The organism is Kushneria sinocarnis (assembly GCF_003633775.1).
GTDB classification, from domain to species: domain Bacteria; phylum Pseudomonadota; class Gammaproteobacteria; order Pseudomonadales; family Halomonadaceae; genus Kushneria; species Kushneria sinocarnis.
The window spans coordinates 25,690-38,387 of sequence record NZ_RBIN01000008.1; the positions used below are offsets into that span (position 1 = coordinate 25,690).

Genomic DNA, 12,698 nt, shown 5'->3' on the forward strand with positions numbered 1-12,698 from the left:
GACCACCCTGCGGGAGCAGACCCATGATGACCCTCTTCTACAACGAACCGGCCGGCAAGCTGCTGCTGCGTCTCGGCCTTGCCACTACCCTGCTGCTGCACGGCATTGCCAAGGTGGGCAACAGCGATGCCGTCGCGCATATCGGTACCCGGCTGCAGCAGTGGGGCGTACCCGGCCAGGGCGCCTGGCTGGTGTTCGTGGGCGAACTGGTCGCACCCTTGATGATTCTGCTGGGCTGGCGGGCCCGACTGGGCGGCGGGCTGGCCGCCATCAACATGCTGGTAGCCATCGTGCTGTTCAAGCTCGACGCCCTGTTCTCGCTCAACCGGGTCGGCGGCTGGTCGATCGAACTGGAAGTGCTGCTGCTGTGTGCAGCGCTGGCAGTGCTGTTCATCGGTAGCGGGCGTTATGCCGTTCGCCCGGACTGAACACCAACGAGGGGATGCGTAAAGAAGTCAGCGAGTGTAGGATTGATTTCCGAATGAGACTAACTATCAATTCCATTCGTCTTCGCGCATTCGGCTCTTTGATCAACAACCCGCCCGGCGGGATCTTATTCCAGGGAACAACGCGATCATGTCGGCTTCATCGCTCAATTACGTTTTCCGTCCACCTGTCGGCCGCTCCCTGCTGCTGACGGCGCTCCTCGGCACGCTGGCCCAGCCGGCACTGGCCGAGGGTGAAACCACCACCTCCACAGCCAATACCTCGGCACAAGCCACGACCGCCGAGACGGTTACCGTCACCTCGGATCGGCTGCGTGATGCCCTTGCACCCACCGAAGGCTACACCGCTGACAGCAGTACCAGTGCCACCAAGACCGATACGCCGCTGAACGAGACGCCGCAGTCGGTTTCGGTGGTGACCCGGGAGCAGATCGAGGATCAGGGCTCGGAATCGGTCCAGCAGTCGCTGCGCTACAGCCCGGGGGTCTTTGCCGGTGGGCGCGGTGCCGGCAACAGCCGCTACGATTTCATTCGTCTGCGCGGCTTCGGCGGCACCAGTAACCTGGATAACGTCTATCTCGACGGGCTGAAACTGCTCGGTGATGCCGGCGCCTACAATACGCCGCAGATCGATCCGTACTTTCTCGAGCGGGTCGATGTCTTCAAGGGCCCCTCATCGGTGCTCTACGGTCAGAACCAGCCCGGCGGCATGGTCTCGCTGACCAGCAAGCGTCCGCGCTTTCAGCCCTTTCATGAACTCCAGACCGAGTTCGGCAACAACGGCCAGCGCGCCGCCCGCTTCGACTTCACCGGCCCGCTCAACGATGAGCAGACCATCGCCTACCGGCTGGTCGGCCAGGCCGACGCCTCGGACACCATGTATCACCACAGCGAGCAGGAGCGCTACACCCTCGCGCCCTCGGTGACCTTCGCCCCCGACGAGGACACCACGCTGACCCTGATGGCCTATCTGCAGCACGATCCCGAGAGCGGCTTCTACGGCTTCGTACCGGCGGACGGCACCATCCATGATCATAACGGGCGAACGATCAGCCGCCACTTCTTCGATGGTGACCCCGACTACAACCGTTTCGACCGCTACCAGCGGATGTTCGGCTATCACTTCGAGCACCGCTTCAACGATGTCTTCACCGCGCGCCAGAACTTCCGCTACCTGTCGATGGATATCGATTACGACCAGGTTTACGGTCGTAATTTCGCCGCCGACGACAGCAATATGCTTGAGCGCGGTGTCGCCAGTTCTACCGAGTCGCTGAAGGCCTACGCCGTCGACAACCAGCTGCAGGCCGATTTTGACACCGGCCCGGTCACACATACCGTACTGGTGGGGCTGGATTATCAGCACCGTCGGAATACCGGAAATCAGCAATTCGGAAGTACTGATGATTATGCGGACGAATACGGTTGCCCACAGGGTCAAACAAGCTGCGGTTCTGTCTCGCCCATCAACGCCTTTGACCCCTCGTATGATGACATCCAGCTTGCTTATGGGGCTGGCAGTAGCTTCATCCACAAGGTCGAGCAGACCGGGGTCTATCTGCAGGATCAGCTGGCCCTCGGCGGCTGGCGGCTGAATCTGAGCGGCCGCGAGGACTGGGCCCGGGCGACCACGGAAAGCAGTACGACCGATACTTCCCGCGATAATCAGAGCCATTTCAGCGGTCGCGCGGGACTGCTGTACGCCTTTGACAACGGGGTTTCCCCCTACCTCAGTTACTCGGAATCGTTCAATCCGAGTACCCGCGCCGACGAAAATGGCGACATCCTCGGCCCGACCGAAGGCAACCAGTACGAGGCCGGGGTCAAGTATCAGCCGCCGGGCACCCGCGATCAGTACACCGTCTCGGTCTACCGGCTGACCCAGACCGATGTGCCGTCAGCAGTCGATGATCCGACCTATGACGGGACGTATTACGAATCCATCGGCAAGGTGCGCACCCATGGGGTAGAGCTCTCGGCGAAGACCCACCTCACCGAGCAGTTCGCGCTGATGGCCTCCTACACCTATACCGACATGGAATTCGCCAAAACCAACGACAGTACCGAAGACAACACTCCCCCCGAAGCGCCGCGGCACATGGCTTCCGCCTGGGGCAAGTATGACTTCGACAGCGGCAGCCTCAACGGGCTGGCGCTCGGCGCCGGGGTGCGCTATGTCGGCAGCAGCTGGGCGGACGATGAAAACACCGTCCAGGTACCGGCCTACACCCTGGTGGATGCCATGGCCTCCTATGACCTGGGCAGGCTCACGCCCGATCTGAACGGGCTGAATGTTCGGGTCAACGCCAACAACCTGCTGGACAAGGATTACGTCGCCTCCTGCACCAGCCTGCGCAACTGCTTCTACGGCCAGGAGCGCAACGTGACCGCCACCGTCAGCTACCGTTTCTGACCGGCCGATCGCCGGCTCTTCGGGCGCCATTGCATCGCAATGGCGCCCTTTTCATGCCCATCGCCCGGAGCCGGTCAGAAGGTCAGCGAATCGGGCGTCAGTTCGACCTGCTCCAGCCGCTGCTTCAGCAGCCCCGGAAAGCGCGCATACCAGGTCTGGTTGAGCGGCGAGGGGTGCGGCAGCGGGTAGAGCGTAAAGGTCTGTTGGCGCCCCTCGGGATCTTCCAGGGTCACCTCGCAGTGGGATTCGAAACGATCCTCGCGCTTCCAGAACGCCTCCAGCCGGTCGCGCTCCTCCTTCGGCTGATCGATGCCGAACCAGAGAAAGGCTTCCCGCCCCAGCGTAATCAGGGTGCGCCCCTCCCAGAGGGTCACCAGCAGTTCGCGCATCAGCGGATGAAAGCGCCTCTTGACCTTCATCGACCACGCCTTGTTACCCGTGGGCTTGTAGGGCACCGTATTGATCCAGAAGAAGTCGCGCCCCAGCCGCTGCGCTGTCTCGAAGTCGGCCGGCGGCTCGCCGTAGAGATGCTCACCGAGCACCCGACGCACGATCTGCCCCCCGGCGCCGATGAAGGGCTCCCCGTGCCGGACTTCTTCACGACCGGGATCGCGGCCGAAGAAGCCCAGTCGGGCGTTGCGCTGGCCCAGCCCGATGATGGGCTCCTGCGGATCGCGCCCGAAGCGCTGATAGACTGCCGTGTCGATTCCCTCGGTCTCTGCTGACAACTCCCTGAAGGCTTTTAGATGGCGCTTGTCGAGCGGCATGCCACACTCCCTGAAACCGATGGATGCATTCAGCGCAGGTCCTCGTTCCCCTGCCGTGACAAGGGTAGCGGGCCGAGCACAGCTTCGCGCTCTGACAAGGAGAACACATGGATTCGGTAACCCAGGCGTGTCTGGGCGGCACCATCGGCGGTGCCGTACTGGGGCGCCAGCTCGGCCGCCGTGCGCTGGTGGCGGGTGCGGCTCTGGCCACCCTGCCCGATCTCGACAGCTTTCTCGACTTCGGTGACGCCGTTGCCGACTACACCTATCACCGCAGCTTCAGCCACTCCCTGCTGGTGCTGACCGGCGTGGCCACCCTGCTGGCCGCCCTGCTGTCCCGCTGGCGGCGTACCCGCGCCATCGGCTTTCGGCACTGGTGGTGGTTCTGTGCCCTGATCCTGCTGACCCATCCGCTGCTGGATGCCTTTACCACCTATGGCACCCAGCTGCTGTGGCCGATCCCGTCGCCCCCGGTGGCCTGGAAAACCATCTTCATCATCGATCCGCTCTATACCCTGCCGATGCTGATTGCGCTGGTCGTGGGCCTGATTCGGGGCGCCCCCCGGCGCGCTTCCATCATCGGACTGGGTCTGGCGACGCTCTATCTCGCCTTCACGGTGGGCGCCAGGGCCGAGATCATGGCGCGTCTGGCGCCGCAACTGGCCGAGCGCGGACTGGACGATCAGGCCGTCATGGTGCAGCCGGCCCCCCTGACCAGCCTGCTGTGGCGGGTCACCGTCATCGATGACGAGCGTCAGCTCGAAGGCATGATCAGCCTGTTCGATGAGGCCGATGAGCTGCGGCTGGACAGTTTCTCCCGCTCGACCGAACTGGCCCCGGCCTCGCTGGAATTTGCCGCGGGCCGCCGGCTGGCCTGGTTTGCCGGGCCATTCCGACGCTACGATGTGGTCGATGACCGGCTGGTGGTCACCGACACCCGGATGGGCATGCCGGGCCATCACTTCTTTGCCTTCGCGATTGCCCGGCGCCCTGACCCTGCAGCCCCGTGGCAGGCGATGCCGGCCCGCTCGGCCGACAGCAGCAGTATCTCGATGGCTATGCTGCAAACCCTGCTGCAGCGCATCCTTGATCCGGACGCCTTCTGCCCGGCCGATCTGGCGCTGCAGGGCGAGGTTCAGGGCGAACTGTTGCAGTCACAATGCCGGCCCGAGCACATGGCGACAGGGTGACCGCAGGGCTTCACCACGACAGGCCTGCCGAATGAAACCGATGACAAATCGGCGCTGGCCTGTCAGATTCATGCAGGAAGAGATTCATGCCGCGGTTGGCATTCGAGGTTCCGAGCAGGCAGGATTGAGTTGTGCTCAATCTTTCAAATCCGATAATGAACAAAATTCACCATGCTCGAGTTTCGTCATCTACGCACCCTGATTGCACTGCGTGACACCGGCTCGCTGGTCGAGGCTGCCGAGCGGGTCCATCTGACCCAGTCCGCCCTGTCACACCAGCTCAAGGATCTGGAAGAGCGTATCGGCAGTCCGCTCTTTCATCGCAAGACCCGCCCGGTGCAGTTCACCCGGGCCGGCCAGCGCGTGCTGACACTGGCCGAACAGGTCCTGCCCCAGATCCGTCTGGCCGAACGCGATCTGAGCCGGCTGGCGGGCAGCGAACAGGGCCGGCTGCACATGGCCATTGAATGCCACAGCTGTTTCCAGTGGCTGATGCCCACCATTGATCAGTTTCGCGACCACTGGCCGGAAGTGGAGGTCGATATCCCCAGCGGTCAGAGCTTCGATCCACTGCCGCTGCTCTCCAGCGAACAGCTCGATCTGGTCATCACCGCCGATCCCCAGCCGCTGACCGGGATTCACTACGCCCCCCTGTTTCGTTACGAGGGGCTGCTTGCCGTCGCGCGTCAGCACAAGCTGGCCGGCCGCGACTGGGTGGAACCGCCGGATCTGCGCGATGAAACCCTGATCACCTATCCGGTGGAACAGTCGAGGCTGGATGTCTTCTCGCACTTTCTGATTCCGGCCGGCATTGCACCGCGCGAGATTCGTACGGCCGAACTGACCATCATGATGATGCAGCTGGTGGCCAGCGAGCGGGGCGTCAGTGCCCTGCCCAACTGGGCACTGACCGAGTATCTCGAACGCGGCTATGTGCGCGCCCTCTCGCTGGGGGAACACGGCCTCTGGCGCACGCTCTACGCGGCAGTGCGCGAAGAGCAGCTGACCCAGCCGTGGATGGAAGACTTCCTGCGCACCGCCCGGGAGACCTCGTTTTCGGTGCTGTCGGGCATTCGCCCGACCGGTGACAGCGGCTTTCACTGAGCCGACCGGTCTACTCCGGGCTGTCGGCGGCCCTGTGCTGTATCGGCAGCACCAGCGAAAAGCGGGCCCCGCCCAGGGTGGTGGAAGTGTCGATGGCAACCTGGCCCTGATGCCACTGGGCCACCCGCGCCACGATCGCCAGTCCCAGCCCGTAGCCGCCCTGACGCTCACCGCGACGGGTACGGCTGTCATCGAGCCGGGTAAAGGGCTTGAAGATGCGCTCGCGATCGCGTCGCGGCACCCCCTGGCCATCATCCTCGACATCGAACATGACCGAGTCCTCCTCGTTCAGGAGCGTGACCGTGACCCGGCGACGGGCATGATGACAGGCGTTGGCCACCAGATTCTGCAGCGCGCGCTGGATATAGCGGGCATCCACCACGGCGTCGGCGGGCTCGCCCTTTACCGTGATCTCGAGTGCGGGGTACATCGGCGCCAGCGAATCGACCACCTGCTCGGCCAGCGGCATCAGCGCCGTGGCGGTCGGCTCGAACATCAGACCGGTTTCGGTGGCGCTATCAAGGCGTGCATAGGCCAGAATCTCGTCGATCAGCCTGTCGATCGACTCGATGTCGCGATCGACCTCGCCGAGCTGACGCCGGATGGTCGGCGAATCGCTCATGTCCTCGACCATCTGCAGCGCAAAGCGAATGCGTGCCACCGGTGTGCGGAACTCATGGGAGACCGCCCGCATCATCTCCTGCTGCGCCGACAGCACGGCCTGCACCTGGGCGGCCATGCTGTTGAAGGCGGCGCCGAACTGGCCGAGATAATCGCTGCCGCGCGCCTCGACGCGGGCATCGAAATCGCCCGCGGCAAAGCGCGAGGCTGCCTGCTCCATATGCCGCAGGCGCGACTCGACGCCCCGCACCAGCAGGTACACGATGATGCCCATCAGCATCAGCATGACCACCATCACCGCGCCGATGGAAACAACCGGCAGGGGCTCGAAAGGCCTGACCGGCCCGACCGTGATCCAGCGACCGTCCGCCAGCCGGGTATAGAGCGCCAGGCTGGGCCGCTCGGGCTCGACGTTCATGACCACCTGACCGGCATCGAGCTGCTCCAGCTGACTCGATGACAGCCCGGCCGGACTGCCGCTGCCGATGCCCATGGTCAGGGCGGTCTGATCACGCAGCGTCTGAAAGCGTGCCTCGCGCTGATCCTCGGGCACCGCATTGAGCCACTGGCGCAGCATCAGCATCAGCTGCTGTGGCTGACGCTCGGAGAGGCCGGTGAAATGCGCCACCAGCAGCGTGTCGGAGTCGGGCATGCGGCGAAACAGCCGCCACCCCGAGTCACCGCTGGCCGGCCGGGTCACCACATCACCGTGATCGAGCTGGCGCCGCTCCCAGTAACCCAGCGCCAGCATTTCGGTATCAGTCAGCGCCAGGCCCATGCCGGTGCGATCCTGTTCCTGCTCCAGCCACGCGTTGCGACGCTCTTCGGGCTGGGCGGCGACCAGCGCCGTCAGCAGTGCCATCGGCGCCTCGGCAAGCCGCTCGCGATACTGCGCAGCCCGCCAATCGTTGACCATCGAGATGCCGAACAGACCCACGGCAAGGATCAGCAGCAGAGCGGCTACCAGGGCGATATAGACACGCAGGAAGACACCACCGGTCGACGCTCGGGACATCAGCCGTTGCCCCCGCCAGGACGCATCGAAGCGGCTTCAGTCAGGCCAGCGAGGCGAGCAACGGGCAGCATGGTTACAGCTCCCGGACAAACAGATAGCCCTTGCTGCGAACCGTCTTGATGCGCTGGGGATGGTGGGGATCGTCACCGATCTTGGGACGGATGCGCGACACGCGCACATCGATCGAACGATCCTGACCGTCGTAACGGATACCGCGCAGGGCGGAGAAGATCTCTTCCCGGGTCAGCACCCGGCCGGCATTGGAGGCCAGCAGCCAGAGCAGATCGAACTCGGCACTGGTCAGGTCGATACGCTCGCCGTTGAGCCAGGCCTCGCGGGTGGAAGAGTCCACCACCAGGTCGCGGAACTCGAGCCGGGTTTCGCCACCGGCCGCCTCGGCGGCATCGGAACGGCGCAGCAGCGCTCGCATGCGTGCCAGCAGCACGCGCGGCGGCACCGGCTTGGGCACATAGTCGTCGGCCCCCATCTCCAGGCCGAGCACCTGATCCATGTCATCGGTGCGCGCCGTCAGCATCAGGATCGGTCCGGTATACTGCTGACGTACCCGTCGGCAGATCGACAGACCATCCTCGCCCGGCAACATCAGATCGAGAATCACGAGATCAGGGCGCAGGGCCAGAATACGTTCCGCTCCGTTGCTGCCATCATGCTCGACGGTGACCTGGAAACCGTTGCCTTCCAGATATTCGCGCGTCAGGGCTGCCAGACGTTCGTCGTCCTCGATGATGAGAATGTGTTCCTGAGCAGTCGTGGGCGTATTCAAGGCTGTATCCGTCCGATCGTCTTGAAAGAGGCATCCGTGCCATCATCAGGCGCGGCGCTTGTATGAAGTAATCCGCGCGGCCGAGCGCGATAGCCATCAACTGGGCACCTTAATGGATTTTTCAATCAGGCCCAATTGCCGCAGCGGATATTGCATTATTCCACATGACCCTTCCCCGCTCATGGTGCGATCGTGCCATGCAAGGGCAGGCCATACTACCCGTTCCTCGTTCCACCAGCCACCGGGAGCCGCCGATGTGCGCTCATTCACACCCGTCGGACAGCCATTCGCATACCGGCGCAGGATCATTCGCTGACACCATTGCGCAGGGTATCGAAACGGGTCGGCTCGACCCGCACCTCGAGCGTTTCGAGCTGCCCCGGCTGGCCCGTGTCGTACAACGGCGTGAAACCACCATCCTGGACAATACCGATTGCCGAACGTTCCGGGCCCTGTCCAACGAATCCCCCGCCGGGCTGCTGATGCGCACTGCCATGGGACTGGCGTGTCATGAGTCACGGCCCGACGAGCAGGCGCTGCACTTCTTTGAGCTGATGGCCGATGGTGACTTCCTGCCTGCACCGATGGTGCTGCGCCATGCCGGTACCCGAACGATAGCGGCGCCCGAGGGCGTGATGGACCCGGCGGCCACCGCCGCCCGGGGAGCCAATGACTGGCGGGAGGGAGACACCCTGGTGCTCTCCTCGCTCGCTGCCGAGCAATGGCCGCGCCCGCCTGCAGGCTGCTGCCTCGCCCTGAGCGCCTGGCACGCCGATCTGGATACCTTTCTCTCGCGCCTCGTACCGACACCGGGCATTGCCACCATGATCTGGCTGCCCGACCTGTTCATGAAGCGCCTCGCCGAGGATGGCGAGTGGAGTCTGTTCCCGCCGGCGCAATGTCCGGAGCTGAATGTGCTCTACGGCGCCGCCTTCGAGGCGCGCTATATCGAGCATGAGCGCCACGCGGCCCGGACCCCCGGCCAGCATGTCGAACGTCTCCGGGCCCGCGAGCTCTGGCAGCGGCTGATGCAACTGCTGAACGAATGTGGCGGCCCCTGGCCGGCCTTTCGTGACACCTGCAATCTGGCCAGCCTGCAGCGCCACGCCGGCGTGGTGCAGGCCACCAGCGCCGATGGCGCGCTGCTGCTCAACAGCGATGCCGATACCACCGCAACCGCCGTACGGGGCGTCATCAACCTTGAACGCCATCTTCACGGTGACCTGCCCGATGCAGCACGCCTGCGGGAGATCGCCCGGAGCGCCGTGCGCATGCTCGACAATGCCATCGAGCTGCTGGCAGCCGATCCCCGGGCGGCTCGCTCGCTCCGCTACTACCGGGCACTGGGCATCGCCCCCGGCGGGCTGGCCGAGGCCCTTGCCGGCCCGGAAGCGCATGACCGGTCTCAGCAGCTCGACGCCCTGGTCGGCCACTTTGCCCGGGCAGTCATCGAGGCCTCGCGGATACTGGCCGTTGAGCGCGGTGCCTGCCCCGCCTTCGCCGGCTCGCTCTGGCAGCAGGGGGCACTGCCGCAGGATGCGCCCGCCATGATCCGGCGTGAACGGGGCGATGAGTGGTGCGACTTCCCGGATGACAGCGAGGTACCGAGCGCGACTGCCGGGCTGCGTGACGAAATTGCGTGTCAGGGGCTTCGCAACCTCGCCCTGATGGCCGCAGGCGCACACGGCGGGTTGTCGCAATTACCGATTTCACTCGCCGATGGCTCGGCCTTTTCACTGGAGCAGATGGCCGGCGCACAACGCCATCTCGATCAGGGCTGGGCAGTAGCAGGGCCCCTCCGAAGGGAAGGCGGGGAAGCGCCGAGCCTTCGAATCCAGCGCGCCTGGCGGCTGGGCATTCGAACCCTGCCGGCACCGTGAAACGATGACACGCCCCGGGGAAGTGCAGATGGAGAAAACGGCCCGATTCGAAAAATTCCGCTCGATCTTTGCCAGCCATACTCCGGCACGACTGCCCATGTTACCGGAAATTACCGACAGCAAAAGAATAAACGCCTTGAAAACAGCAACCTGCCAGAGGTTTGCCAAACGGGAGAGGAGCCGGTACAAACGAGCAACACCCCGGCGTTGGCGCGCCGGGGTGTCATGAATACACGTCGAAAGTTGGCGCTTTCGCGTGCCGAGCAGGCGATGGCCTACCCACTGGTGATCAAAGTTTGACCGCCATCCCTGTTCGAGTCAAGGCAATCAATCACTTAACCGATCGACTCGGGGGAACAGATGTCAATGCCGCTCAACGCCTATATCGTGACCTGTACCGTGGAGCCCGAAACCCGGCGTTTCGAACGCATCGAACGCGAGCTCGACCGCTGCGTGTCCTGGACCGCCCTCTCCTCCACGACATGGCTGGTCGCCACCGAGCAGTCCGCCGAACAGCTGATGCGTCAGCTGCGCCTGCACGCCGAGAACACCGAGGCCGTCTACGTGATGGGGATGGCCGACCCCATGGAAGGCTATGGACCGCAGCGCATCAACCGATGGCTCAATCGTCACGTGCCGCATGGCAACGTGGTGCCGCTGCGTGCGGTGCGAGGCCGTGACGCAAGCCTCTCCACACACTGAGCCATTGCATCGCATGATCAACCGAACGCCCCGCTTGCCGGGGCGTTACCGTTTCAGTCACGCTCGAAGCTGAACGCCACCGGCGGGGCATCGGGCAGCTGCGCCACGCACTCACGCACCCCTTTCAGCAGGGCGGTATGGTCCTCGGCCACCACATTGACATGCCCGAGCTTGCGCCCCGGGCGCTCGCCCTTGTCGTAGCGATGCAGGTGAACATCGGAGCGCGACAGCAGCGCAGCCGGGTCGCCCTCCCGCCCGATCATGTTGATCATGCAGCTGGGAAAGCGCGCCGCGGTATCGCCCAGCGGCAGGCCGGCCACCGCGCGCAGATGATTTTCGAACTGACTGGTGACTGCACCGTCCTGGGTCCAGTGGCCCGAGTTGTGCACCCGGGGCGCCATCTCGTTGGCCAGCAGCCGGCCGTCACGGGTCTGGAACAGCTCCAGCGTCAGCACCCCGACATAGTCGAGCGCTTCAAGCAGCGAGCGGATGTAGTCGTTGGCACGCTGCTGGGTCGCGCTATCAAGATCCGGCAGCGGCGCCAGCGAGTAGCGCAGGATCCCCTCGGCGTGCTGGTTCTCCGCCATCGGATAGCAGCGTACCTCACCATCGCGGCCGCGCACGGCAATGATCGACACCTCGCGCACGAAATCGACCATGGTCTCCACGATCAGTTGCGTATGACCGATACCGTCCCAGACCTGCTCGGCCTCCTCCGGCTGACGCAGGATTCCCTGCCCCTTGCCGTCATAGCCCTCGGTCACCGACTTGGCAACCACCGGCGTGCCCAGTTCGGTCGCGGCATCGCGCAGGGCCTCGGCACTATCGACCAGCCGGTATTCGGGCGTGGGAATACCGAGCCGATCGAACAGCGCCTTCTCCTCACCCCGGTGCTGGCAGACCGCAAGCGCCCGGCTGCCGGGCAGTACCGGCTTGCGCGCCTCGATGAACTCGACCAGATCCAGCGGCAGGTGTTCGAACTCGAAGGTCACCAGATCGACCTGATCGAGAAAGGCCTCGACCCGGGTACGCTCCGGATCACTGATCACTTCACCGATGCCGGCGCTGGGTGAGCCGGTGGTGTCATAGAGTACGAAACGCTGCCCCAGCGGCATGCCGGCCAGCGCCAGCATGCGTCCCAGTTGTCCCGCTCCCAGAATTCCGATACGCATGGCGCGTGCTTCCGTTGTCCGCATGGCCTCAGGTTGGCCGTATGTTCACGAATCGCGCGGGTCGCGCGGATCGGGCTGCTCCAGCACCTGCCGGGTCTGCTCGGTGCGAAAGTGCTCGACTGCCTCGCGTACGGCGCTGTCATGGTTGCCGATGATCTGGGCTGCCAGCAGCCCGGCGTTGGTGGCACCGGCCTTGCCGATGGCCAGCGTACCGACCGCGACGCCGCCCGGCATCTGGACGATCGACAACAGCGAATCGAGGCCGTTGAGCGCCTTCGATTCGACCGGCACCCCCAGTACCGGCAGCGGCGTGCGGGAAGCCACCATGCCGGGCAGATGAGCGGCTCCGCCGGCGCCGGCAATGATCACCTCGAGACCGCGCTCGGCAGCCCGGCCGGCATAGTCGAACAGCAGCTCGGGCGTACGATGGGCAGAGACAATCCGCGTCTCGCACCCGACGCCCAGCCGTTCGAGCATGTGGACGGCGTGTTCCATGATCGGCCAATCCGACGTGGAACCCATGATCACTCCGACGCGTGCCTGCATGATGCGATCCCGTAATCCGTGTCAGCGCATTGGCCGCCCGAGGCGGCCGGGAAACCGA

General features: G+C 64.5%; 11 protein-coding genes. 6 read left to right on the plus strand and 5 right to left on the minus strand.

What is annotated here, in order from left to right; all coding sequences use genetic code 11:
- The first annotated feature begins 23 nt into the window (after window positions 1-23).
- Both C7446_RS13400 and C7446_RS13405 read left to right on the plus strand, forming a co-directional pair.
- Window positions 24-428, plus strand: a complete 405-nt coding sequence (locus tag C7446_RS13400) for a DoxX family protein (protein WP_121173634.1) — start codon at window positions 24-26, stop codon at window positions 426-428.
- A 148-nt stretch (window positions 429-576) separates the two neighbouring features.
- Window positions 577-2,859 (plus strand): TonB-dependent siderophore receptor, encoded by a 2,283-nt coding sequence (locus C7446_RS13405; RefSeq protein ID WP_121173635.1) that lies wholly within the window; start codon window positions 577-579, stop codon window positions 2,857-2,859.
- 74 nt (window positions 2,860-2,933) lie between these two features.
- On the opposite strand, the gene C7446_RS13410 is transcribed toward C7446_RS13405, so the two are convergent.
- On the minus strand, window positions 2,934-3,626 hold the full coding sequence (locus C7446_RS13410; protein WP_121173636.1) for a uracil-DNA glycosylase family protein: 693 nt from the start codon (window positions 3,624-3,626) through the stop codon (window positions 2,934-2,936).
- 107 nt (window positions 3,627-3,733) lie between these two features.
- On the opposite strand from C7446_RS13410, the gene C7446_RS13415 reads away from it, so the two are divergent.
- Together C7446_RS13415 and C7446_RS13420 are read left to right on the plus strand one after the other, a co-directional pair.
- The gene (locus C7446_RS13415; RefSeq protein WP_121173637.1) at window positions 3,734-4,816 is read left to right on the plus strand and encodes a metal-dependent hydrolase; all 1,083 of its coding nucleotides are present in this window, start codon (window positions 3,734-3,736) and stop codon (window positions 4,814-4,816) included.
- A gap of 171 nt (window positions 4,817-4,987) precedes the next feature.
- A complete protein-coding gene (locus C7446_RS13420) occupies window positions 4,988-5,920 on the plus strand; it encodes a LysR family transcriptional regulator (protein WP_121173638.1) in 933 nt (310 codons plus the stop codon).
- 10 nt (window positions 5,921-5,930) lie between these two features.
- Here C7446_RS13420 and C7446_RS13425 read toward each other — a convergent pair whose 3' ends face one another.
- Together C7446_RS13425 and C7446_RS13430 are read right to left on the minus strand one after the other, a co-directional pair.
- The gene (locus C7446_RS13425; protein ID WP_121173639.1) at window positions 5,931-7,556 is read right to left on the minus strand and encodes an ATP-binding protein; all 1,626 of its coding nucleotides are present in this window, start codon (window positions 7,554-7,556) and stop codon (window positions 5,931-5,933) included.
- Window positions 7,557-7,629: 73 nt separating this feature from the next.
- Window positions 7,630-8,340, minus strand: coding sequence for a winged helix-turn-helix domain-containing protein (locus C7446_RS13430; protein WP_121173640.1), 711 nt, complete (start codon window positions 8,338-8,340; stop codon window positions 7,630-7,632).
- Window positions 8,341-8,594: 254 nt separating this feature from the next.
- Between C7446_RS13430 and C7446_RS13435 the strand changes: the two genes are divergently transcribed.
- Both C7446_RS13435 and C7446_RS13440 read left to right on the plus strand, forming a co-directional pair.
- Window positions 8,595-10,220 carry a ribonucleotide reductase N-terminal alpha domain-containing protein gene (locus C7446_RS13435; protein ID WP_170150092.1) on the plus strand — a complete coding sequence of 542 codons (1,626 nt, stop codon included), beginning with the start codon at window positions 8,595-8,597 and terminating at the stop codon, window positions 10,218-10,220.
- 360 nt (window positions 10,221-10,580) lie between these two features.
- Window positions 10,581-10,922, plus strand: a complete 342-nt coding sequence (locus C7446_RS13440) for a hypothetical protein (RefSeq protein WP_147408782.1) — start codon at window positions 10,581-10,583, stop codon at window positions 10,920-10,922.
- 53 nt (window positions 10,923-10,975) lie between these two features.
- Here C7446_RS13440 and C7446_RS13445 read toward each other — a convergent pair whose 3' ends face one another.
- Window positions 10,976-12,094, minus strand: coding sequence for a 5-(carboxyamino)imidazole ribonucleotide synthase (locus C7446_RS13445; RefSeq protein ID WP_121173643.1), 1,119 nt, complete (start codon window positions 12,092-12,094; stop codon window positions 10,976-10,978).
- Window positions 12,095-12,139: 45 nt separating this feature from the next.
- Window positions 12,140-12,640: a 5-(carboxyamino)imidazole ribonucleotide mutase gene (purE, locus tag C7446_RS13450; RefSeq protein ID WP_121173644.1), complete on the minus strand. Its 501-nt coding sequence runs from the start codon at window positions 12,638-12,640 to the stop codon at window positions 12,140-12,142.
- Between the last annotated feature and the right edge of the window lie 58 nt (window positions 12,641-12,698).